Below are 22,487 nucleotides of genomic sequence, written 5' to 3' on the forward strand. Positions count from 1 at the left end.
CGTTATTTTTGTTTCAGCTCGGGCACCGCAGTGAGCGGACGTCCAGTGGAAAACCAGCTTTTCAGATTGTCGACGACGAGTTGTCCCATGGCATTGCGGGTGGCCTGCGAGGCTGATCCGACATGGGGCAGCAGGGTAACACGCGGCAGTTTCATGAGGCGTTCAGGCCAGCAGGGCTCTTCTTCGAAAACATCGAGACCTGCGCCATATATCGTACCCTTCTCGAGCGCTTCTGTAAGGGCCGTCTCGTCGATTACCGAACCTCTGCCGATATTGATGACGATACCTGTCGGTCCGAGGGCCTTCAGGACCTCTGCGTTGACGGCGTGCCTCGTTTCAGGAGTTCCCGGCGCTACCACCATCAGGGTGTCACAGGCCGCGGCAAGCGCCATGAGGCTGGCGTGAAAGGGATAATCGACACCGTCCTGGCGGGAGCGGCCATGATACGCGACCTTGAGGCCGAAACTTTCCGCGCGCCGCGCGATCGACTTGCCGATACGCCCGAGACCGAAAATGCCGAGTGTGCGGCCTTGCATGGTTGCCTGGGTGAGCGGGTAGGCGCCGTTTTCTGCCCAGTTGCCGTCTCTCAGCCACCGTTCCGCCTGTCCAAGCTCGCGCACGGTCATGAGCAGCAGGCCGATTGCCGTGTCCGCGACTTCTTCTGACAGGACATCCGGCGTGTGGGTCACCATCACATTCGCTGCCAGGCAGGCGTCGGTATCCACGTGGTCGTAACCGACACCGAAACTGGCAACGATCTCGGCATTTGGGAGCTGTTTCAGGAAAGCCTCGTTTACCTGCCACCACGACAGCGCAACGCCCCGGATCCTGCCGCCAACCTCCGCCAGCATCGCCTGTTCGTCCTCGGCGTCGTACAGCCGATGAACGGTGAACTCTGCATCCAGCTGTTGCTCGACGATAGGCAGCATCGGTTTGGTTACGAGAATGTCTGGTTTTGGCATGAAGGCGATCCGGGAAGGGGAGATGTCGATAGCGCGAACGGCAATGCCGGCAGATTACAAGAATTGGCGTCAAGGGGAAGAGGAAAAGCACCTGATCGATGGTCATCCCCCACACGAAGCGCGAACCATGAAAGTCAAAGGTTCAATCTCGGTTCTCGTCCTGCGTTTTTGCGATCGACGCACTTTCCTTCTTGAGCGGGCGTGACACCGGGCAGACTTCCTGAACGTATCCGTTGAGCGTGTTGGCCAGACTTTCCTGCACGATCGAGTAGTGAACGTATTGCCCGCGTTTTTCCTTCTGCACCAGCCCGGCACCTTCAAGCACATTGAGGTGTTGGGAAATAGACGGTTTCGACATGTCGAAACGGTCCGCGATTTCACCGGCGGTCAGAGAGCTATGTGCCAGGTAGGCGAGGATCTTGCGTCGCGGAGCAGACGAAAGAGCTTCGAAAACCTTCTGAATGCCACCGGTTTCTGCAGCATTCAGCGTGTCGGATTGGTCACTCATTTCGGTCTGGAACTCCCGTTCGAACGCGTTCATCAAATTTTAATTAGGTAATTGCCTAATTATATAATAAGTGGTAATTAGCTTATTGCCTAAATAGTGGACGTCCTTTCCCGAGGCAAGTGCCTACTGGTTGCAGCAGGCCGATTTACAAAGATTTGATGCTTCCGGGCAGACCCCCGGAACACGACCACACCTGCCCACAGGCGGGTGAAGGAGAGGAAAACCATGTCTGGAAACTGTGAGGAAAGTCCGAAGCCTGTTTCAACGGAGCGCGTGTCATCCGATGGCGGTGCCAATCCGGTTCACGGGACAGTCGTTCTGAAACCCGCGAAATTGGCCTGGATCTTCGGCATGACAGCCGTCGCTCTGATCGGCGGGCCACTGACATTCTCCTGGGCTGCATTTGGTGTCTTTGTCGCGCTGACCGCTCTCACTATTTGCGGCGGGCATTCGGTGGGTATGCACCGGCTGTTGATCCACCGGTCCTTCAAAACGTTGCCGTGGATTGAAAAGTTTCTTGTTTATCTAGGCGTTCTGGTCGGCATGGCCGGCCCCTTCGGAATGATCCGCCTGCATGACTTCCGTGACTGGGGGCAGCGTCAGGTCGACTGCCATGACTTCTTCGCGCACCGTGCAGGCTTCTGGAAAGACGCTTACTGGCAGCTGTGCTGCGGTATTGATCTGAAGCAGGAGCCGCGTTTTAAGATTGAGCCGGAAATTGCCGAAGATCCGTTTTATCGGCAGGTTGAAAAGTCCTGGATGGCACAGCAACTTGTTATCGCCGTACCGCTTTATCTCCTGGGCGGTCTTCCGTTTGTTGTCTGGGGCATTTGCTGCAGGGTTTCCGTGTCGCTGATCGGTCACTGGCTCGTCGGCTACTATGCGCATCAGCCGAAGGATCATCTGCTTTTTGTCAAAGGCGCCTGTGTTCAGGGCTACAATCTGCCACACTTTGGCATCGTGACATTCGGTGAAGCCTTTCACGAAAATCATCATGCCTTTCCGGCGTCAGCCAAACTCGGTTTCCTGCCGGGCCAAACCGACATAGGTTGGTGGCTGGTTACTGGTCTGGAGAGACACGGGCTCGCGTGGGACGTGAATACGCCGGAGACACTTGAAGCGCGATCGGGATTGACCGTCAATCGAGAAAACCGTGGCAACTTTGTGAGGGAGCCTGGCTGGCTGCATTCACTGCCGGAAGGATAACTGGATGTTGTCTTGTTTTGTCTTCTGACGGGTCAGTTGATCAATCCGCGGAAACGATCTCGAACTCAAATCTGCCGGCCGGCACATCACCGAAATAGACCTCAAGGAGACAATCACCAATCGGGTCGCCTTCGGAAACGCACCAGTAGTTCTCGACCCATCCGTCGACGACCGGCAGATATTCATCGGTGATCGCCGTGGTACGGTCTTCGGAGATTTGCGAGGTACTGTACTTGTCATCTTCGCCGGACCAATATTCAGGCTGCTCCGGTAGCTTGAGTATTTCCCTGGTAAAGACGAGTTTTTCGTCGCCCGAGATCTTGATGCGCCAGCCGAAGCAGGCCCTGTCAGGCAAGAGAGGAACCACGTCCGAAGGCAGGTAGACCGGGGCATAGTTGCCATCGGAGAGACCGACAACGAACTCCGTCTTTTCAATCTCGAACGCCCTTGCGCCGGTCGCCAGAAAAGCGAAGACGGAAACGATCAGAAAAAGTCTTCTCGGAATTGTGCCGATCATTCGTAACCACATCCTTTGATCGAATATAGAACTGGCAAGGCTGCCATTGTTTCCGGGTGATTTCGCATGTCAACACGTATCGGTAGCAAGAGGTTTCAGCTATTTCACATGAAATGGATTGCAGCCGCGGTGTGCCCGTTTGGAGTTTGGGGGTGGCAGGAAAGGGCAACCGGCCGCCAGACCTTTGCTCAATCATCTGGACAATGCTGTCGGTAGCGATAGCAGTCTCACGCATTCCGGTCGGCTGCACCTGATAACAGATTGCCTCATATCCTTGTCAGTCCGACCTTGTCCATTTCGGTCCACACGACCATGTGCGAGACCCAGCCTTCACCCGGGACATTGATCTCGACAATTCCTTTCAGCTCTCTTCCCGGATCGCTGATGCGGCAGCCCTTGTCGGAAAGATCCAGAAGCACTGCGTCAAAGTCACCAGTTTCGTCTGTTGCCTCGATGGTTTCGTTGACATCAGTGCGCGGTGCCGAGCGGCGCTCCGTTTCGTCGAGCGACGACTGGATGATGGCAGGGATCTCCTCGCGCATGTCCTGCGCAGCCAGGGCCATGGAACTCGTTTTCTCGCTCATGGTGTTGGCGATTGACAGGGTTTCCTGCGCGATCCGGGAGACCTCGGACATGCCATCTGTGATACCGCCGACTGCCTGGCCGGATTCGTTGACGATCTGGCCGAAATTCTCGGTGGTCACACGTTGCTCTTCGGTGGCGGAGGCAACGGACGCCGCCATTTCGCTCAGGCGGCCGATGCTCTCGATAATCTGGTCGATTGAGGAAACGGCCGCGCCTGTCTTGCTCTGAATGGTGACGACTTGTTCGGAAATCTGTTCTGTGGACCGGTTGGTCTGTTCGGCCAGTTCCTTGACTTCCGCGGCGACAACGGCAAATCCCCGGCCTGCATCGCCCGCACGAGCTGCTTCGATCGTGGCATTCAGCGCGAGAAGGTTCGTCTTTTCGGCAATGTCGCTGATGACGGACACGAACTGCCCAATATTCTCTGCAGCCGTCGCGAGCTCGCCGATCGTTTCGTGTGAGGACGAAGACAGCGTGACAGCTTCTGTTGTCAGTTCGTTGGTTTTTTCCGTCTTTTCGGCAACTTCGCTGATCGCCGAAAGCAAACCTTCGGAAAGCTCGCCGGCCTCGATCGAGCGCTGATGGGTTTCCTTCGCCTGCGAAAGCAGACCGTCAATCCTGCTGCTTGCCCGTTCCAGTGCCGACCGCATTCCGTTGGACTGAACCTCGACCTCATCGGCGCTGTTGGCGATTGTCGAGATGCCCTGGTCGGTCTTGTCACGAACTTCGGTCGCCATGAGCGATAGCGTTTCCCGCCGCTGGCGGATGTTCTCGCGTTCCGATTCCTTGCGGTCGGTCTCGAGCTTTCGCATCAGGATCAGCTTGGCCTTGAATGTTTCGAAGGCCTCCGCGAGGTCGGCGATCTCGTCATTGCCTTTGACTGCAACCGTGGCTGAAAGGTCATTGTCGGCAAGCTGATGGAGCGCACCTGAGACACGGCGCAGCGGGCGCGTGACGGTCAGCCGGGCGAGTGCCGCGGATATGAGAATTCCAAGCAACGTGGAAACAATCGCGACAACGATCAGGATGCGAACGGTTTCTTTCTCGTGTTGTTCGGCCGCCAACGTTGCCTCGAGGGTGAAGGTCTCGATTTCATGCAGCAGGGCGACCAGTTCATTGTTGAGATTTGCCTCTTCCTGCTCGACCTCGTGCAGGAGATCAAGCGCCTTTTCGGTTTCGTTGCTGTCGGCATATGCGATAATCTGTTCGGCATGAAGATCGTAGCTTTTGTGCTCGACTTCGATCTTTTTCAATGCGTCCAGGACATGTTGAATTTCGTCAAGCGTTTTTTGATCGTAGGCGTGTTTCAGGGCTTCTTCGGCAATTCGTTCGCCTTCCAGAATTTCTTCGTCGACAAGTGCGGCGTATTCCTTGAATTTTTTTTGCGCCGCTTTGCGTTGCAGTTCCAGGTCACCGGCAGCGAGTCCGTTGAGACGCAGGATCCGTTCAAAGAGGACAGATTGTTCAAGCTGGTGTGAGGTGATCCGGCTCAGCACTTCGGTCAACGGAATATCGGATTCCGCAATGGTCTCAAGTTCCCTGCCGATCTTGTTGAGCTGCGTGACACTGAATACGGATTGCGCAACGATTACCAGACTGAGAACGAGAACTATCGTAAGTACCTTCGCGGCAACTGAAAATCGAATGCCGTTGCGTACAACCATCTCAACGCTCCACGAGATTTAAACTCTGGGTAGTGTTGAATGTATGCGTAAATAAAAAATTACGGTTTTTCCGAAAATAACCAGAGCAGTTTTTGATGCGTACGGAAATTGAATTTTGTATATTTTAAAACGACTTAATTAAGTTGAAGCTAGGTTGTATTGACAGTATAAAATTGTTCACATTTATTATTGTTACCACAACCAGTGCGTATATTTACTGAGTGTTGTTTTTAGTCGAAGCGAGGTTGTCCGGTGCAGACGGCGCTTTGGATGTCCGGAGGGCGATTTAGATTTGCAGAAGAAGTCGACCTGGACGCACCGCACCGCCGTGTCTTGATACGGATGTCGCAAGCCTTCGCTGGGCTTCCTCATTGAATACCTGAGAGACGAATGTTGTTCGTCATGGAGTGTGCGCATGGGGCCGGCTGGTTTCCAGCTGCATTCTCCCCATTGCCCCCGGCGCTCATTTCCCCTAAAAGACGCGGCAGAATTCCAGAGATTCCCGTCAGTTTTCGAAAGTGGAGAAGCGGAGCCCCATGGCGCGCCAGTTCATCTATCATATGCACGGCCTCTCAAAGGCCTATAACGACAAGAAAGTCCTCGACAATATCCACCTCTCTTTCTACCCGGATGCCAAGATCGGTATCCTGGGTCCGAACGGGGCGGGCAAGTCGACGCTTCTGAAGATCATGGCCGGTCTCGACAAGGAGTATTCCGGTGAGGCCTGGGCTGCCGAAGGCGCCAAGGTCGGCTATCTGCCGCAGGAGCCAAAGCTGGACGAAACCAAGACCGTGATGGAAAACGTCATGGATGGTGTCGCGCACAAACAGGCGAAGATCGACCGCTACAACGAACTGATGATGAACTACTCGGACGAGACCGCCGATGAAGCTTCCCATCTTCAGGACGAGATCGACGCCAAGGACCTGTGGAACCTGGAAAGCCAGGTGGAAATGGCGATGGAAGCCTTGCGCTGCCCGCCGTCCGACGCTTCCGTTGAAAACCTGTCTGGCGGTGAGCGTCGCCGGGTTGCGCTCTGCCAGTTGCTGCTGTCCGAACCGGACCTGTTGCTGCTTGATGAACCGACCAACCATCTGGACGCCGAAACCGTCCATTGGCTGGAACGTCATCTGCGGGAATTCAAGGGTTCCGTTCTGATCATCACCCACGATCGCTACTTCCTCGACAACGTCACCGGCTGGATCCTGGAACTCGACCGCGGGCAGGGCATACCCTACGAAGGCAACTACTCGGTCTATCTGGAAAAGAAGACCAAGCGTATGGCGCAGGAAGGCCGCGAGAACATGGCCCGCTCCAGGGCGATTGCCCGTGAGCGCGAGTGGATGGGCATGAGCCCGAAAGGCCGCCAGACCAAGTCGAAAGCCCGTATCCGGGCCTTTGATGACCTTCTTTCCGCCCAGGAAGAGCGGCAGCCGTCGATTGAACAGATCCTCATCCCCGTTGGTGAGCGCCTTGGCGCGAATGTCATCGAGGTTGACGGTGTTTCGAAGGGCTTTGAAGACCGTCTGCTGATCGATGACCTTTCCTTCAAACTGCCGCGCGGCGGCATTGTAGGTGTGATCGGCCCGAACGGGGCAGGCAAATCGACGCTCTTCAAGATGCTGACCGGTCAGGACAATCCGGACAAGGGCGCCGTCAATATCGGCGACAGCGTGCAACTGGGTTATGTTGATCAGTCGCGCGATGCGCTCAACCCGACCAACACTGTCTGGGAAGAAATTTCCGGTGGCGCCGAGGTGATCTACCTTGATGACAAGGAAATCAACTCCCGCGCCTATTGCTCGTCCTTCAACTTCAAGGGCCCTGCTCAGCAGGCAAAAGTAGGCGACCTCTCCGGAGGTCAGCGCAACCGCGTGCATCTGGCGAAAGTCCTGAAGAAGGGCGCCAACGTGCTGCTGCTCGATGAGCCGACCAACGACCTCGACACCGAAACGCTGGCCGCGCTCGAAGACGCACTGGAGAACTACGCCGGCTGCGCCGTGGTGATTTCGCACGATCGTATGTTCCTCGACCGTCTGGCCACGCACATGCTTGCCTTCGAAGGCGACAGCCATGTGGAGTGGTTCGAAGGCAATTTCGAAGATTATGAAAAAGACAAGGTCCGCCGCCTTGGCGCCCATGCTGCCGACCCGCGCAGGATCAAGTACAAGCCGCTGACACGCTGAGCGGCAAATAGACGAAGTGACGAAAGGCGGCCATGCGGGCCGCCTTTTTTTGTTTGCCTGCCGTCTCTTTACGAAGGATGCCTTCCGGTTGCATTCTGTACCGGTTTCCCCGGGCAGTGCGTTCTTGTTTTGCATCCGGGCCCATTGGCGATTGATCGAAGAGTTTAGGGATTGCTTCAAGTTAAGCCGATGCTTCAGCTGATAACGCGTTCGCTAACCGGCCTCGGTCGCTACGACCCCGGCGCGTTGCGACTGATGCGCGGCATAGACATGACCTTGACGATCGTTGCCGCTTCGCTGTTGGCGATGCAATTGGCACGTCTTTTCCAGTCTCCCGTCTCCGGTTTTGATCTTGCCGTGCTCGCGGCCGGAGCGGGAGCCGGCATACTCGTGTTCACACCTGTATCGACCAGAAGGCAGGAAACATCCGACATTTTCTGGCTCGGCGTCATATTGACGGTAAGTTTTGCAATCGGTGCCGTGATCATCACGTTGTTTCAGGAAACGGCCATCCCGGTTCTTCAGGTTCTTTGGATTGGCGTGATCGCGGTCGGCTTCGGCATGGATGGGCTTGGGCCGTTCTGGCTCAGGGCAGGACGGATGCTGGCAATTTTCTGGATCTTTGTCGTCGTTGCCAGCCAACCCGTCGCACCCGGTATCTGGCTACCAGCCATGGGCGCATTGGGAACTGCAGTCGCATTTTTCTTCCGCATCTGCCTGTGGCGGCCGTCGCCGACGAAAACCTTGATGCGTGTGGAAAAGACCAATCGGAAAGTCATTGCAGAGTATCTTCAACTTGCTGCTCTGGGCAGCCTGAATAGTGCCGGTTTGCGCAAGAAGAACCTCGCGCGGCTTGCCGTTCTTCGGACCGAGCTGGAAACCTGCATCCAGTTGATCGGTCCCAAAAACGATTTGAGGGCGTTGTCGCCGGAAGCCGCTGCCATGATGCAGCTCGCACTGGAAGTTGTCAGGGAAGCAGTCTCGGCCCTTTCGGATCAATGCCGTGCCCAGTTGACTGAAGGGACATCCTACCGGGACACCGTTCGGGACTTGATGGGCACCCTTGAGACAGGGGAACAGGTTACGGCAAAACCGGGCCTGGACAACGTTTGGTCCCGTTCGCTAGCGGATGTTTCAACCGATGATCAGTTCCATCTTCTTCGCATCGTGCAAGCGTTTCAAAGACTGTGGCAGTTGTCCCGGTCGACCGAAAACATACGGCCTGGACCGAATGCTGCCGGCAGTTCGGTGCAGTCGCGATGGTGGCGAAAAATTTCGTGGGAATTGGCGCTTCAAGCCAGTGCCGCCGCCGCGACCTGTTATGGATTGGGTGTCTATTTCAACCTGAGCCACGTCTATTGGATCACGGTCACGGTCGTCGTCGTCATGTGTGCCAGTCTTGGGGCGACCGTCAAGAAAACGGTTTCTCGGACTGTGGGGACCGCAATTGGTGTGTCAATTGCCTTGGCCGTGGAGCCCGTTCTCGCGCAGTTTCCGGAAATCCGGCTGGTGCTGATCATCCTGTTGCTGCCACCGATTGTTGTCTTTCTGGAACGGAATTACGGCATTGCATCCGGAATCATAAGCTTTGTCGTGTTGATTGGACTTCAGGCGCTCACGGGAATGCCGGTCGCTCAGTTCTGGCCACGCCTTTACGACACGCTGATCGGAGCCGCCGCAGGCCTGGCCGCGGCCAGGCTGCTGTTGCCGCGGAAAAGCGCTGAAAACGTTCACGCACTGGCAGTCGACTATATCACCGCCTGTTACAAATACCTGAAAGTGGAGAATCGGATCGAAGCGGAGCAAAAGAAGGAATATGCCAAACTGAAGTCAGCGGCGAACAACCTGGTATCTGCCGCGCAGGACTATCGCGTGGAACAATCGCCCTGGGCTTCCTTCGCGAATTCCTCCGATGAGCTTGATATCATGGTTCTGGTTCTTGCCGATTATGTTGTTCTTTATCGCCAGTCGCGGATGACCGTCGTGGCCGAGACCGCAAAATACGACTTCGAGCCACCGCTCTCGCCGATCATCGCCAAAATGGACAAGCGGATGCATGATGAATTCGAGGCAGTTCTGGACGGCAGGGAGAAACAGACCGTTCCCGGTCTGGTTGAAGAATGGAAGTCCATGATACCAGTAGCCGGCGGGAGAGGAGAACAACTCATGACCGACTGGGTTGCGATGCTCTATTACGTGCGGAAGCTCACTACCTGCCTGGATGGCTTGAGGCGGGATCCCAAGTGGGCCGCAGCCCTGGCGCTGGACCGGTGAAATCGGCCCGGGCCAACCTTGGTACAAATCAAATTCTCCAATAGGGTCAGGATATTGGCTTCCGGGATTCAAGTTCTACCGATGCTTCAGCCGATCTTTCGAACGATGAACCGTTTTGTCCGGTATGACCCCGGCGCATTGCGCCTGGTGCGCGGGGCGCATCTGATGATCACGGTTGTCACGGCAGGTTTGCTGGCCAACCAGCTACGGCCTTTCGCCAATGGTGTTCCGGGTTTTACGCTTTCTGTTCTGGCGGCTGCCGCCGGCGCGCATTGTCTTTTGTTCACGCCGATTTCGACCCGCAGGCAGGAGGCCAGCAACCTTTTTTGGCTTGGGCTGATCATGACAGGCCTGGCAGTCGTGGGAATGGTGTCCGAACTGATCGCGGGCGAGAACACGCAGGTCGTGCTTCAGGCCATGTGGATTGGCTTCATTGCCATCGGATTCGGTCTTGAAGGCTTTGGGCCGTTCTGGTTGCGGACGGGGCGCATGGTGTCGATTTACTGGCTGTTCGTGATCATGTCGAGCGGTTCGGGGTCGCCGGGATTCTGGTTGCCGGCCATGACGGTTTTTGGCGCCGTACTGGCCTTCGTGATCCGCATCGGCTTCTGGAGGCCGTCACCCGAAAAGACGTATCGCAGGGTCGAAAGGGCAAATCGGCAGGCAATGGCTGATTACCTGAAGCTTGCAGCAAACGGACAGCTTTCGATCGACAGGCGCCGCCGGCTGAACCTCTCCGACATCGCAAGTCTGCGTTCGGAGCTGGAAACGAGCATCGACCTGGCAGAACCCGGATCGGCTATCCGAGGACTGTCGCTAGAATCGGCGGCGATGATGCAGCTTGCACTGGAAGTCGTGCGCGATGCGACGGCTGCGCTCTCGCCTGAATGCCGGGCGGAATTGATCACGAACGCCACTTATCAGCAAGTGCTTGGTCAGGTTCAGGAGAAGGTAGTGAGGTCCGACAGTCCGTCCGGCGAAACACCCTTTGACGTTGCCTGGGCGGAACTTGCAGTCGGTTTTCAAAAGGGTGACAAGTTTCAGCTGTTGAGAATTGCGCAGGCTTTCGAGCGGATCTGGAAACTGGCAGAAGGGACAGCGCAACTGAGAGCAGACGACGACACCGGGCTGGAGGTCAAGTCGGGAAACTGGTGGCAGCTGATTTCCTGGCGACTTGCGGTTCAGGCAGGTGTCGCTGCCAGTGTCGGATACGGCATCGGTATCTATTTCAACCTGAGTCACGCCTACTGGGTCACCATCACGGTTATCGTTGTTCTTTGCGGCAGCCTTGGCGCAACAATGAAAAAGACCGTGCAGCGCACGCTGGGCACCGCGGTCGGATTCGTGTGTGCAATTCTTCTGGAGCCGGTGCTGGCAGGCTATCCCGAACTTCGGGTTGCCCTGATCGTGCTGCTGTTGCCTCCGGTAATAGTTCTGTTTGAACGCAACTATGGGATCGCTGCAGGGATCATCAGCTTCCTCGTGCTGATCGGGCTCCAGACGCTGACCGGGTTGCCCACTGCGGAATTCTGGTCCCGTCTTTACGACACACTGATTGGTGCGGCTGTAGGGCTGGCCGCGGCCTGGCTGCTCTTCCCGAACAGAAGCGGTGATAGTGTCGAGCGGTTGGAGGCCTCTTATCTGAACGCCTGCTCGGAATACCTCAAGACGGATAGCGGGCCGAATGATCCCGACTACACCAGGTTGAAGGCCACTGCCCACCAAGTGCTTGCAACTGCCAGAACCTATCGCACGGAACGCGCTCCCTGGTCGTCCTTCACCAGGTCCTCAAGCAAACTGGATACGCTTGTTGTCTTGTTGGCGGATTATATCGCGCTGTATCGCCAGGCGAGAGCCAACGTCCTGGCCGACTCTGACAAATACGCTAGCGTCAAAACGCTCGTCGCCACAATGGACAAGCGTATTCACGATGAAATCGGCGCCGTTCTGGACGGAAAAGGCAAGCAGGCCATGCCGGGTCTGGCTGAAGAGTGGAAGGCCGCGATGCCGGCAACCGCCGAGGACGATGATCGTTTCATGACGGACTGGGTTGCGATGCTCTACCACGCCAGAAAGGTCATCCGCTGCCTTGACGGGTTCCGGCAGGAAGTCGCCTGATATCCGAATTGCAGAATGTTCTGCAGCTGAAATTGGAGCCATACCTTTCACTTAATTAATCTGACCGCCATTGTCCGGCTGCAATCTGGAAGGCAGACTGTCTTCAGTGTAACAATCAGAACGGGATGCTCGCGTGAAAGTGACTTGTCAGCGACCGGGCCTCCCTCTTGCCCGGGAGGAGGATTTTTAAGAATGATCTGTTTGAAGAAAACTCGCCGAATGGTTGTCGGCGCCGGTCTGTTGGCCGGGATGGGGATTGGAGTGGCTCAGGCGCAGGACGCACAACCGGCCGCCGCCGACCCGACACCGCCGCCAACATACGACTTTGTGCAGCAGGCCGGAGAAATGTCCTACGACGGCAGTTCTCTTACGCTCTCGGATGCCAATACCGGCGTGCTGTTTTTCAGCGATCGGCCGTACCGGGTCGGCGGACAGATCTCCAACTCGGATTTTGCGGGATACTGGGATGCTGACACTGGCTTCAAGGGTGACCCGCCCAATGCAGTTGTCTCCGTCCTGAGCAAGACGGACAAAGCGCCGGCTTTGGTGGAGCTGACCTCCGCAAAGATAGAGGGATCATCGGTTGTTTATGGCGTCAAGGTGTTGCGCGGTGACTTGCCTGAGAGTGCAAAAGGAGTTGCCCTCTTTATTGACCGCAGTGCCCGTCAACCGCATCATCGTCATGGCCACACAACTGCAACGGCACCGGGTTCGGTGGGGTTTGAACCCTACGGTCCCTATTGCTACCACGCACCGCAGGATCCGCGTTGCCGGGCCTGGCATCACCCGTACCATCCCTATTACCCGCCTTATGGTCCCTACTATCACCCGGGAGCCTATGCGGCCGGTGTTGCAACCGGAGCTGCGATCGCCAATGCGTCGAAGCAGCCAACCTACTATTATTATCCGATCCCGACCGGGGCACTCCCGCCAAATTGCTGGATCAATTCACAACATACGCAGATGGTTTGCACCGTCCCGCTTCAGTGATTTTCACTCAACAAACAGCCCCGCAATCTGCGGGGCTTCTTTTTTCAGGTGATGTGCCGGGAATTCTCGTCGACAACGTACGCCACGTATTTCAGTTTCAGGGTAATTTCACTATCGCTTCGCTCCCGATACCAATTTGAAAGTGGTGGTGTTGTCTATGCGGGAATTCCTGGACGAGGCAAAACATGCACGGCTTTGTTTCAATTTTCATCTCCTGTGATGGTGCAAATCATTCCGGTTGCCCCCGGTATTTCGTGCTGCGATTGAAGAGGCAGGTCCCGGAGACCGACTGATCGTCGGGATTGAAAATGACTTGAAGACGAACCGGGAGCGGGCGATACCTGATCGCTATTGGTACAAGTTCTGACAAGGTCGACCGACGAAATGACTGATCAAGCATCGTTGTTGCAGGAAGAGATCCGGATAACTCCCAAATTCAGGGTGGCCGGACGGGTAGAAGGCCTCTTCAGGACAGAGGCTCCGGAAGATTTTCAAACCGTTGCCGTTGAGAGCCTGGAACTCACCTTTGAAGGGATCCCCGGTGACAGGCATGCCGGCATGACGAGAAAGTCCGGAAGCCGTGAGCCCTGGTATCCGCGCGGCACCGAGATGTGCAACGAACGACAGGTTTCAATCCTGTCAGGCGTTGAACTCTCCAGGATAGCCGTTCTGATGGAGCTTGATGAAATCCGCCCGGAGTGGATTGGCGGCAATATCATCCTGTCCGGGATTGCCAACCTGACCAGACTGCCGCCACGTACCCGGCTGGTTTTTGAAAGTGGTACAGTGATCCGCATCGATGGCGACAACCTGCCTTGCCGGTTTGCGGGAGAAGCGATCGCATCCAACTATCCGGACAGGGAAGGGTTGGACCTGCTGTTTCCGAAAAAGGCAAGAGGACTGCGCGGTCTGGTCGGATACATTGAAAAGCCCGGCGTGATCGCGCCGGGAGAAGCTGTTACCGCACATATTTCCGAGCAATGGATTTACCCGCGCGATTGAGCGAGTAGTCTGGAGAGTGACCAGACTGAATCTCGTGGAGACTATCGTGCTACCTATCCATCACATGATCGGCAACGCCCCCCAGCCCGTTGCCCCGTTTTCGCATGCCGTCGAGGCCGATGGCTGGATCTGCGTCACCGGCCAGATGCCGACCTTCCCGGACGATCCGCAAGCGCCTTTGCCGGAAGGTATTGCGGCGCAGACAACAAGGGTGATGGAGAACCTGAAACTGGTCCTTGCCGGAGTTGGTCTTGGATTTGAACATATAGTGTTCGCAAGAGTTTACCTGACCGAATTCAAGCGGGACTATCAGGAAATGAACCAGACTTATCTGTCGTTCTTCCCTCCGGACAAGCTCCCTGGTCGTACCTGTATCGGCGTTACCGGGCTGGCGTTGGATGCGCTTGTCGAGATCGACCTGGTAGCAAAGCGGCCCTAGGAACTGAATTCGTCCGAAGTCTCGGCAACTTCCCTGTTGCAGCCCCATTCGCGCAGGGTCTCGTTCATCGGTTCGAGAATAAAGAACCGGGCCGAGTCCCTGTCATACCCTTCCTCCAGAAGGGCATCATACTCGGTGAGTTCATGTCGGATATGACTTGTCGTCGCCTGCCAGAGCGCAATTGTCGGCGGCAGGTGGCGCAAATGGCCGGCGAGCGCAACGGACAGGATCGCCTCGGCGTCGCGCATCGGTACCCGAGGGAGCAACGCCCGCAATGCCTTGCGCATTTCCTTTTGTCGTTTTGTGCCGCCAGTCATAATTTTTGCTCTTGAGTTCAGGCCCGGCTTAGTGCCTGACGAAGTTCAGGCGCCGGTAAGCCTCAGTTCTTCCAGCCCGTCCGTGTTGGACAGTGGAAGGCCGGCGACAGTGCCATTCGCGCGCACGCTGCCGACAATCTCGTCAAACGGCAAGGGCTGCGCGAAATGAAATCCCTGTACGAGGTTACAGCGAAGAGCTGACAACAGATCGAGTTGGTTTCTGTCCTCCACGCCTTCCACGATACAAAGCAAATCCATTGTGCGGCACAAGTTGATGATCGACGTGATGACGCCGCTTGCGACCGGGTCGTGTATGTCTGCGACGAAACTTCGATCCACCTTGACGCAGTCGATCGGCAAGCGATGCAGATATCCAAGGCTTGAATAGCCGGTTCCGAAGTCATCGAGCGCAAGCTTTACGCCGGCGCCGCGGAGCGTCTGAAGGCAAGTTTTGGCAGTCTCGTAGCTGCCTATTACAGACGTTTCGGTAATTTCAAAGGTGATCAGTTTCGGATTGATGCCGTGACGCTCAATCGTTTCAAGAAGCGTCCGTGCAGTCTCAGGTGACGTGATATCTTGCGCCGAAAGATTGAATGAAAGGCACAGATCCCCAGGAAGTTCGCAGATTTGTCGAAGTGCCTTGTCGAAAAGGGAAAGCGTAAGCCTGTTGATCTGGCCAGTTCTTTCGGCCACCGCGATGAACCTGTCGGGGGTGACCCTGTCAAGCACGGGACTGTGCCATCTGGCAAGTGCTTCAAAGCCGACAATGATCCGAGCGGGGAGTGAAACAACCGGCTGGAAGTAGACCTGAAATTCGGCATCGAAATCCGCGTTCTGCAAGGCTCCTTCGATGGCACGTTCGGATCGGATGCGAGCTTCGTGCTCTTCCGAATAAACCGTTGTGTGGCCACGTGATGTGGTTTTGGAATTGTAGAGAGCATAATCCGAGCGATCAAAGAGCGCATGAGCCGTCTTGCCTGCTTCCGGGTAGGAAGCGATGCCGCAGGAGGCGCCAACCGTCAGATTCATGTCTCCGATGCGATAAGGAGCGCTGACGCGATCGCAGATTTCCTGACCTGTCCTCGCTGCGTCCTCAAGGTTCCCCAGGAAGAGAAAGCCGAACTCGTCACCGCCGAGGCGGCAGATTTCAACATTTTCAAGCTCCAACGATTTCAATCGATGACCAACGGCCATCAACAGATGGTCGCCCGCCTTGTGGCCATAGGTGTCGTTCACAGGTTTGAACCGGTCGAGATCGATCACGCCAACTGCAAATTCCCGCTTGGACTCTGTCGCGCATTTGATGAGGGCTTCGACGCGGTTGAAGAAATATCGCCGGTTTGGCAGATCGGTTAGGGCGTCGGTCTGGGCAAGCCGTTCATTTTCCGCGTTGAGCTGCTCTGTTTCCCTTTGTTTGACGGCGAGATCCGCCTGCGACCTGACAAGTTTGCAAAACCCGTTGTAACCGCTGATCAGCACCTGGAGGACGACAAGGCAGACCAGGAAAATATTCATCGCAATGGCAAAATAGACATCCTGTTCCTGCCGCATGTAATAGATGAGGTAAGGAACCGTTACGATGAACATGACGGCCAGCGCAGCCTGAGGCAGGTTCATCAGGCAGAATATGCATCCGATCACCGTAATGGCGATGAAAAGGGCTACGTGTCCTCTTTCTTCAGGTCCACCATATCCGTCAAGGCTGAGTGACCACGATATGTAGATCACGGCCATGAGACTGCCGAGCACGACGGTCTGACGCATTTTCCGGATGGCTTCATCCGGCCCCGGCGTAATCCGGCTGGCACGCAACCAGGCGATCATCCGAAACGATGTCAGCACAAGCATCGGCACGAGGACACCGACGGTCAGATAAACCGGCGCAACATCGTAATGCGTATAGGCAACGGCAATCGCATTGACCATCAAGAGCGCATAGAGCGATGGAATCTGGGTTTTCAGCTCGTTGTATTGAGCCTGAGCGATTTCGGGATGACGGGGATCGATCATCATCCATCTCAGGAAAGCCCTGATCTTGTCCATCATTCCCTCCACTTTATTTGTTTTTATATTGAAGAAACTAAAAGAACAGTTAGGGCGGGAAATTGGTGCATCGGCACAACAATATTATCAAGCATATGATGTTGTTTCAAAACAGCTGATAAAACGAACAGAACTCCGAGATAGAATTCGAAGATCCGCTTCGTTAAGGTCGAATCTTGCTATGCGAGTTCAAGCGGTTGAGCGTTGCGATCCAGACAGTCGAATGGATCGGCCAAGCAGTTAACAATATAAGGCTTTTTACCTTGGGGGGCACGGCTGGACTTTCGCTCGTCAGTCTTGCCAAACCATCTCGCTTCGACAGCGTTCACAATAAGATAAGAGATCTATTTTTTTATGTTCGTTTGACCCTATATTGAATTCATGGCTGATCGCACCCGAACACGACTGTTAAATGCCTTGAAGTCCGTCGGTCCGCAGACGGCTGCGGACCTGGCCCAGGACCTCAGCGTCACGTCCGTCGCCGTGAGGCAGCATCTTGATGGATTGCACCAGGACGGCCTGGTGGATTTTGAGGACGTGAAGGGGTCAGTCGGCCGCCCCAAAAGGGTCTGGGATCTGACTTCCGCAGGACATCAGCAATTCCCGGACAGTCACTCGACGTTGATTGTGGGTCTTTTGAGCGGCCTTAGCGATCTCTACGGAGATGACGGCCTGGAAAAGCTCATCACGCATCGCGAAGAGAAAACCCGACAGTCCTATACAGAGGCCCTGTGCGATCTGGCCGATCTGCCCGACAGGGTCGAGGTGCTTGCGGATTTGCGCAGCCGCGAAGGCTATATGGCAGAAGTAATCCGGGATGATGACGGTTTTCTTCTGGTGGAAAACCACTGCTCGATTTGCGCCGCGGCAACGGCCTGCCAGGGATTTTGTCGCTCGGAACTGAGACTGTTCAGGGATGTTCTGGGACCAGATGTCGCCGTTGAGCGTGTCGAACATCTTTTGTCCGGAGACCGGCGTTGCATGTACAGGATCAAACCGCAGGGTGGTTCCTGACCACGGGGCGCAGTTTTCCGTTTGCTGAATTCGGGAGTGTAAGGCGTGGCGATTGCCAGACCGCTGTTGGCCGGGTTGATTGACAGGTATTTCCGGCCTTTCGAAAAACACCTGAAACCTCTTGACCTGCCGGTGAATCCTCTGCCCGACCAGGGGCCACTTCGGCTCGTTTGGCATTTTGCCAAGATGTTCCGCTGGCAACTCGTGATCGTGTCGGTGCTGGCGATGATTTCCGCCGCGCTTGGGCTCGCCGGCATCTGGGCGATAGCCTACGTGGTCGATGGCGTTACGGCGGGAGGAGCAGCGGTGTTTCTGCGTGGCCATGGCTGGGTGCTCGCAGGCTTTTTCGTTCTCTTTGTGATCGTGGACCCCCTGGCGTTTCTTTTGCGCCAGACATTTGCATTTCAAACCGTGCGCATTCTGTTGCCGGCAGCGATGCGCTGGCAGGCGCACAAGGCCGTCGAGGCCCAGGATCTTGCCTTTTTTGAAGACACGTTTGCCGGGCAGGTGGCCTCGCGTATTGCCCAGGTGACAATGTCGGTCCACCGGCAGATGATGCTTGCAATCGAGACGATCCCTTATCTTGTCATCCAGTTCGGCGGTTCGTTCCTGTTGCTGTTGGCATTGTCATGGCCATTGGCGATACCCGTTCTGGTCTGGATAGCGGCCAATTCACTTGTCGCCTGGCTGGCAATCCCGACCTATATGCAACGATCTGCCAAGGTGGCCGCTGCCAACTCGCGCGCAACCGGCGCCATGACGGACGTCTATTCCAATATCGCGATGGTAAAGCTTTTCGCGGCCGAAGACTCCGAGGCGGGAGCGATCCGCAAGGTCATTGGCGAAACGATCGATACCAGGCATAGCGAAAACCGGTCCTATATCCTGACCGACAGCTGTGTCTATTTCCTCAACGTGCTGATGATCCTGGCGGTCGTGGCCATCGGCTTCTGGGGCATGACCGGCGGGTGGGTGTCGATTGGCGATTTCGTTGCAGGACTGACGGTCACCAGATCCCTGTCGGCAGCTTCTTCGAGATTCATTGGCGTCGGCCAGTCCATCACCAGTACGCTGGGAACCATCAAGGATGCGATGCCCATCATGACCAGCCGGCCGGAGATCACCGATCGGTCGGGTGCCTCGGCGCTGGACGTGACAAAGGGGCGGATCAGCTTCGAGGATGTTTCCTTTGCCTATCACAAGGATCGAAAGCCGATTCTTGAGGCTTTCAATCTGACCATTGAACCAGGGGAACGTGTCGGACTGGTGGGCCTGTCGGGGGCAGGCAAGTCGACGGTCATTTCCCTGCTCATGCGTTTGCGGGATGTAACGAGCGGCAGTATCTCGATTGACGAACAGGACATACGGAGCGTGACCCAGGCCTCGCTGCGCAGTCAGATCGGCGTCGTCACACAGGACATCTCGCTGCTCAACAGGTCGATCCGGGACAACATCCGTTATGGCAAGCCGGATGCGGGTGATGACGAAATCCGGGCGGTCGCAAAGGCTTCGGAGGCGCTGGAGTTCATTGATGAGCAAAAAGACAGCAAGGGTCGAACGGGGCTCGATGCACATGTCGGCGACAGGGGCGTCAAGCTTTCCGGCGGTCAGCGTCAGCGCATCACGATCGCCAGGGTATTGTTGAAAAACGCACCGATCCTGATTCTGGACGAGGCAACATCTGCACTAGACAGCGAGGCAGAGCTTGCCATTCAGCAAAATCTTGCCCGGATGATGGAGGGGAGGACCACCCTGGCCGTCGCGCACCGCCTGTCGACAATCGCTGCGATGGATCGTCTTGTGGTCATGGACAAAGGCAGGGTTGTCGAGGAAGGAAATCATCGTGATCTCCTGGCTCTCGGTGGACTTTATGCAGTGCTTTGGGAACGGCAATCCGGCGGTTTTCTGGCGCTCAATGCGGCTGAGTAACTCGGAGAGGCCCTGTTGATCGGCGCAACCGAGCGGCACTGGCGGTGCTGCAAGACGACCTTGAGGTGCCATTGTTCGAATGCACACTCCGTCGTCATGTGGCGATGGAGTGCCTCGAAACGGTGACCGAGTTCATTTCCCACCCGCCTGGTGCCCTTCCCATAGCCCAACAAGGGTTTGAACCATTGCTCGCGCGGCCAATTTGGATGTTTCGTTGATTTTGATCTGCAACTTGTTGATTTTTCGAAAGAAGGGTCACAATACTCCCGCATGGACAAACGAGAACGCGCAGAACTCTTTCGTGAACGCCTTTCCGACGCGATCCGCAGCCGGGACATGAACCGCAGCGATCTGGCGCGGGGCGCGCGGCTGGACCGGTCGACGGTGTCGCAACTCTTGTCGGAAGACGCGCCGCGCTTGCCAAACGGTCAGGCGCTTGCGGCGATCGCAACTGCGCTCGGCGTGTCCGCGGACTGGCTTTTGGGACTGTCCACGCACCGTGGAGCCGCGGCGGAAATTCTGGATCAGGCTGTTCAGATAGCAGAAACCGACCGGCACCCGGTCGATGAGCACCTTCTGGCCTGGTACCGCGATGCGGTTGGCGCCAAGATCCGTCATGTTCCAGCCAACCTGCCTGACGTTTTGAAGACCGAGGCAGTCCTGGCTTATGAATACGCGGGGGAAACTTTGCGCACGGCGGATCAGGCGATCACCGGAACACGGGATCAGCGAGCGTTGTTGCACCGCGCAGAATCGGACATGGAAATTGCCCTTTCCCGCGAAGCTCTGGAAGGCTTCGCACGAGGAGAGGGGCTCTGGTCCGGACTTTCGCCCGATGAGCGGCGCGAACAGCTTGAAGTCATGGGCAATAGCCTGTCGGATCTTTACCCTTCATTGCGGCTTCACCTGTTTGGGGCAACAGATCGCTATTCCTCACCCTTCACGGTATTCGGTCAGAAATGGGCAGCGCTTTATCTCGGACAGAGATACCTCGCTTTTTCAAATACCCGCCACGTGCAACTTTTCGCGGGCCATTTCGACGATCTTGTACGCCACGCGGTGGTCCGCTCGCATGAAGCCGGGGATTTCGTGTCGCGGCTTGCAAGCGACAACTGAATCTCCCCGCCCTTTTCCTCACGAACCTTGGCATTTTGCAGGGCTGCAACGTGGTCGCGCAAAGCAATTGCGCGCACGATTGCACCTGTGCCGTTGGAAACCGTAGGGGACTGGTTTTTAAAAAATAGTTTGCTTTTTCCTTGAATACACTGCGTTGAGTGGTCAGGTGCATGGGGCGCATGACACACTCATCAGTCGATTTTTCTTGACAAATGAAAACTTTTGAATACAAATGTAAACGAATTGATGCAAACGAAGACAATTGGTGACGCGTATGCCAAAGAGTATTCCGATAAGTGTCAGGCTCAGCGATGACGATGTCTCGTTCCTGGCGGGTTACGAGGTTCAGGGCGCCAGAACCCCAAGCGATAAGATGCGGGAAATTCTGAAGGCGGCGCGGGAACGCGAAGAGGGCGTTCAGGATGTCGAGGCCTGTGAGGATCTGCTCCGCACTATGGCGCGGCCGGCCGAGAAGGGGCTACGGCAATTACAAAGGGAAATCGGAAACAGATCCGATCTTGTCATGAAACTGTATGAGCGATTGCCGGAAATGCTGGCGGAACTCATCGCATCGGCGCCGGGACCGGAACAGGGAGAACAGGATCTGGTAAAGTTCGAGGCAGCGTTGTCCGCAGAGCTGTTTTCACTGATCGAGGAGATATTTGACCTCGGACTGACCACCCCGAGCCGAACCTACGATCCGGTACTCATGGACAGGCGTCTCGAGCCCATTCTCGAAGTTGCGCGGCTGCTGGATCAAAGGCGTCAAACCAGGGACTAGGGGGCCTGTATCGGCAAATGGCTGCTGAACGGGCCACGGTAAATACGGAAGAAGTGTAGCAGTAACATGCGCACCAACCCGTCGTTACGGGTATCGGTTGGATACCGGATTTTTTGAATTTTTTGAGAAGTGGAACGGAAAGGAAGGAAAGATGGCAGAAGGTCTCGTAACACGCGTCAAGCGTCTGGTCTCCGGCGGTGTGAACCAGTTGGTGGACTCCATTGAAAACACTTCCCCCGCAACCGTCATGGAAGAGGCAATCCGGGAAGTGGACCGGGCCGTCGATCAGGTCCGTGATGAATTGGCCGGTGTCTTGGCGAACAAGCACCTTGCAAACACCCGGCTTGGGGAAACGACAACACGTCACGAAGAGCTGCAGGGTCAGATTGCCGTGGCGGTGAAAGAAGGGCGGGACGATCTCGCGGAAGCAGCCATTGCGCGCCAGCTTGACCTCGAAGTTCAAATTCCGGTTCTGGAGTCTGCAGTCGCAGATGCCAGCCGGGAGGAAAAGGAACTGGAAGGCTATGTGAGCGCTCTCCAGGCGCGCAAGCGTGAGATGGAGGCGGAACTGGTCAATTTCCGCCGTTCCCAGCAACAAAGCGCGACGGACAGTGCAGCGTCGGGAGTTGCGGCTCCAAAGGACAGTGTCGAAGGCAAGACCCGCAAGGCGGAACAGGCATTTGACCGTGTCATGCAGAATGCGACCGGTCTGCCCGGCGGACTTTCGACCGACAAGGCCGACGCAACCAAACTTGCCGAGCTGGAAGATCTTGCCCGCAAGAACAGGGTTTCTGAACGCCTTGCCGCATTGAAGGCGTCGGCGAAAGACGGTTGAA

General features: G+C 56.1%; 18 protein-coding genes. 12 read left to right on the forward strand and 6 right to left on the reverse strand.

Going from position 1 to position 22,487, the window contains the following annotated elements; all coding sequences use genetic code 11:
• Positions 1-2 precede the first annotated feature (2 nt).
• A complete protein-coding gene (locus ACO6TI_RS15360) occupies positions 3-962 on the reverse strand; it encodes a 2-hydroxyacid dehydrogenase (protein WP_422385246.1) in 960 nt (319 codons plus the stop codon).
• A 142-nt stretch (positions 963-1,104) separates the two neighbouring features.
• A complete protein-coding gene (locus tag ACO6TI_RS15365) occupies positions 1,105-1,470 on the reverse strand; it encodes a metalloregulator ArsR/SmtB family transcription factor (protein WP_055112751.1) in 366 nt (121 codons plus the stop codon).
• Positions 1,471-1,695: 225 nt separating this feature from the next.
• Between ACO6TI_RS15365 and ACO6TI_RS15370 the strand changes: the two genes are divergently transcribed.
• A complete protein-coding gene (locus ACO6TI_RS15370) occupies positions 1,696-2,676 on the forward strand; it encodes an acyl-CoA desaturase (protein ID WP_422385247.1) in 981 nt (326 codons plus the stop codon).
• A gap of 40 nt (positions 2,677-2,716) precedes the next feature.
• Here the strand turns inward: ACO6TI_RS15370 and ACO6TI_RS15375 are convergent, their stop codons facing one another.
• Together ACO6TI_RS15375 and ACO6TI_RS15380 are read right to left on the reverse strand one after the other, a co-directional pair.
• Positions 2,717-3,193, reverse strand: coding sequence for a hypothetical protein (locus tag ACO6TI_RS15375; protein WP_104702975.1), 477 nt, complete (start codon positions 3,191-3,193; stop codon positions 2,717-2,719).
• A gap of 266 nt (positions 3,194-3,459) precedes the next feature.
• Positions 3,460-5,442 (reverse strand): methyl-accepting chemotaxis protein, encoded by a 1,983-nt coding sequence (locus ACO6TI_RS15380; RefSeq protein WP_422385248.1) that lies wholly within the window; start codon positions 5,440-5,442, stop codon positions 3,460-3,462.
• 536 nt (positions 5,443-5,978) lie between these two features.
• Here ACO6TI_RS15380 and ettA point away from each other — a divergent pair.
• The 6 genes from ettA (at position 5,979) to ACO6TI_RS15410 (ending at position 14,451) form a co-directional block, all read left to right on the forward strand.
• The gene (gene ettA, locus ACO6TI_RS15385) at positions 5,979-7,628 is read left to right on the forward strand and encodes an energy-dependent translational throttle protein EttA (protein ID WP_196915295.1); all 1,650 of its coding nucleotides are present in this window, start codon (positions 5,979-5,981) and stop codon (positions 7,626-7,628) included.
• A gap of 189 nt (positions 7,629-7,817) precedes the next feature.
• Positions 7,818-9,902, forward strand: a complete 2,085-nt coding sequence (locus ACO6TI_RS15390; RefSeq protein ID WP_422385249.1) for an FUSC family protein — start codon at positions 7,818-7,820, stop codon at positions 9,900-9,902.
• Positions 9,903-10,007: 105 nt separating this feature from the next.
• Positions 10,008-12,020 (forward strand): FUSC family protein, encoded by a 2,013-nt coding sequence (locus tag ACO6TI_RS15395; protein ID WP_422385250.1) that lies wholly within the window; start codon positions 10,008-10,010, stop codon positions 12,018-12,020.
• A 192-nt stretch (positions 12,021-12,212) separates the two neighbouring features.
• The gene (locus tag ACO6TI_RS15400; protein ID WP_422385251.1) at positions 12,213-13,010 is read left to right on the forward strand and encodes a hypothetical protein; all 798 of its coding nucleotides are present in this window, start codon (positions 12,213-12,215) and stop codon (positions 13,008-13,010) included.
• A gap of 384 nt (positions 13,011-13,394) precedes the next feature.
• Positions 13,395-14,012: an MOSC domain-containing protein gene (locus tag ACO6TI_RS15405; protein WP_196998404.1), complete on the forward strand. Its 618-nt coding sequence runs from the start codon at positions 13,395-13,397 to the stop codon at positions 14,010-14,012.
• A 64-nt stretch (positions 14,013-14,076) separates the two neighbouring features.
• Positions 14,077-14,451, forward strand: a complete 375-nt coding sequence (locus tag ACO6TI_RS15410; protein WP_055112098.1) for a RidA family protein — start codon at positions 14,077-14,079, stop codon at positions 14,449-14,451.
• Here ACO6TI_RS15410 and ACO6TI_RS15415 read toward each other — a convergent pair.
• Complete coding sequence (locus ACO6TI_RS15415) at positions 14,448-14,768, reverse strand: DUF2293 domain-containing protein (RefSeq protein WP_055112100.1); 321 nt, start codon at positions 14,766-14,768, stop codon at positions 14,448-14,450. The genes ACO6TI_RS15410 and ACO6TI_RS15415 overlap by 4 nt on opposite strands.
• 45 nt (positions 14,769-14,813) lie before the next feature.
• Positions 14,814-16,814, reverse strand: coding sequence for a putative bifunctional diguanylate cyclase/phosphodiesterase (locus ACO6TI_RS15420; protein ID WP_422385252.1), 2,001 nt, complete (start codon positions 16,812-16,814; stop codon positions 14,814-14,816).
• Positions 16,815-17,192: 378 nt separating this feature from the next.
• Between ACO6TI_RS15420 and ACO6TI_RS15425 the strand changes: the two genes are divergently transcribed.
• From ACO6TI_RS15425 to ACO6TI_RS15445, 5 genes are all read left to right on the forward strand, one after another.
• Positions 17,193-17,825 carry a helix-turn-helix transcriptional regulator gene (locus ACO6TI_RS15425; protein WP_422385253.1) on the forward strand — a complete coding sequence of 211 codons (633 nt, stop codon included), beginning with the start codon at positions 17,193-17,195 and terminating at the stop codon, positions 17,823-17,825.
• A 45-nt stretch (positions 17,826-17,870) separates the two neighbouring features.
• Positions 17,871-19,754, forward strand: a complete 1,884-nt coding sequence (locus tag ACO6TI_RS15430) for an ABC transporter ATP-binding protein (RefSeq protein WP_422385254.1) — start codon at positions 17,871-17,873, stop codon at positions 19,752-19,754.
• A 270-nt stretch (positions 19,755-20,024) separates the two neighbouring features.
• Entirely contained in the window at positions 20,025-20,870 is an 846-nt protein-coding gene (locus tag ACO6TI_RS15435; RefSeq protein WP_422385255.1) for a helix-turn-helix domain-containing protein, read from the forward strand.
• Positions 20,871-21,144: 274 nt separating this feature from the next.
• Positions 21,145-21,651 carry a hypothetical protein gene (locus tag ACO6TI_RS15440; RefSeq protein WP_055112110.1) on the forward strand — a complete coding sequence of 169 codons (507 nt, stop codon included), beginning with the start codon at positions 21,145-21,147 and terminating at the stop codon, positions 21,649-21,651.
• Positions 21,652-21,802: 151 nt separating this feature from the next.
• Positions 21,803-22,486: a PspA/IM30 family protein gene (locus ACO6TI_RS15445; RefSeq protein WP_055112754.1), complete on the forward strand. Its 684-nt coding sequence runs from the start codon at positions 21,803-21,805 to the stop codon at positions 22,484-22,486.
• The last annotated feature ends 1 nt before the right edge of the window (position 22,487 follow it).

Source organism: Roseibium album (assembly GCF_965233825.1).
GTDB lineage: Bacteria > Pseudomonadota > Alphaproteobacteria > Rhizobiales > Stappiaceae > Roseibium > Roseibium album.

Coding starts and splice junctions, on each gene's coding strand:
- ACO6TI_RS15440 (WP_055112110.1), top strand. CDS start 21,145: ATGCCAAAGAGTATTCCGATAAGTGTCAGGCTCAGCGATGACGATGTC.
- ettA (WP_196915295.1), top strand. CDS start 5,979: ATGGCGCGCCAGTTCATCTATCATATGCACGGCCTCTCAAAGGCCTAT.
- ACO6TI_RS15410 (WP_055112098.1), top strand. CDS start 14,077: ATGATCGGCAACGCCCCCCAGCCCGTTGCCCCGTTTTCGCATGCCGTC.
- ACO6TI_RS15365 (WP_055112751.1), bottom strand. CDS start 1,470: ATGAGTGACCAATCCGACACGCTGAATGCTGCAGAAACCGGTGGCATT.
- ACO6TI_RS15370 (WP_422385247.1), top strand. CDS start 1,696: ATGTCTGGAAACTGTGAGGAAAGTCCGAAGCCTGTTTCAACGGAGCGC.
- ACO6TI_RS15425 (WP_422385253.1), top strand. CDS start 17,193: ATGGCTGATCGCACCCGAACACGACTGTTAAATGCCTTGAAGTCCGTC.
- ACO6TI_RS15395 (WP_422385250.1), top strand. CDS start 10,008: ATGAACCGTTTTGTCCGGTATGACCCCGGCGCATTGCGCCTGGTGCGC.
- ACO6TI_RS15380 (WP_422385248.1), bottom strand. CDS start 5,442: ATGGTTGTACGCAACGGCATTCGATTTTCAGTTGCCGCGAAGGTACTT.
- ACO6TI_RS15405 (WP_196998404.1), top strand. CDS start 13,395: ATGACTGATCAAGCATCGTTGTTGCAGGAAGAGATCCGGATAACTCCC.
- ACO6TI_RS15390 (WP_422385249.1), top strand. CDS start 7,818: ATGCTTCAGCTGATAACGCGTTCGCTAACCGGCCTCGGTCGCTACGAC.
- ACO6TI_RS15360 (WP_422385246.1), bottom strand. CDS start 962: ATGCCAAAACCAGACATTCTCGTAACCAAACCGATGCTGCCTATCGTC.
- ACO6TI_RS15420 (WP_422385252.1), bottom strand. CDS start 16,814: ATGATGGACAAGATCAGGGCTTTCCTGAGATGGATGATGATCGATCCC.
- ACO6TI_RS15445 (WP_055112754.1), top strand. CDS start 21,803: ATGGCAGAAGGTCTCGTAACACGCGTCAAGCGTCTGGTCTCCGGCGGT.
- ACO6TI_RS15435 (WP_422385255.1), top strand. CDS start 20,025: ATGGACAAACGAGAACGCGCAGAACTCTTTCGTGAACGCCTTTCCGAC.
- ACO6TI_RS15375 (WP_104702975.1), bottom strand. CDS start 3,193: ATGATCGGCACAATTCCGAGAAGACTTTTTCTGATCGTTTCCGTCTTC.
- ACO6TI_RS15400 (WP_422385251.1), top strand. CDS start 12,213: ATGATCTGTTTGAAGAAAACTCGCCGAATGGTTGTCGGCGCCGGTCTG.
- ACO6TI_RS15415 (WP_055112100.1), bottom strand. CDS start 14,768: ATGACTGGCGGCACAAAACGACAAAAGGAAATGCGCAAGGCATTGCGG.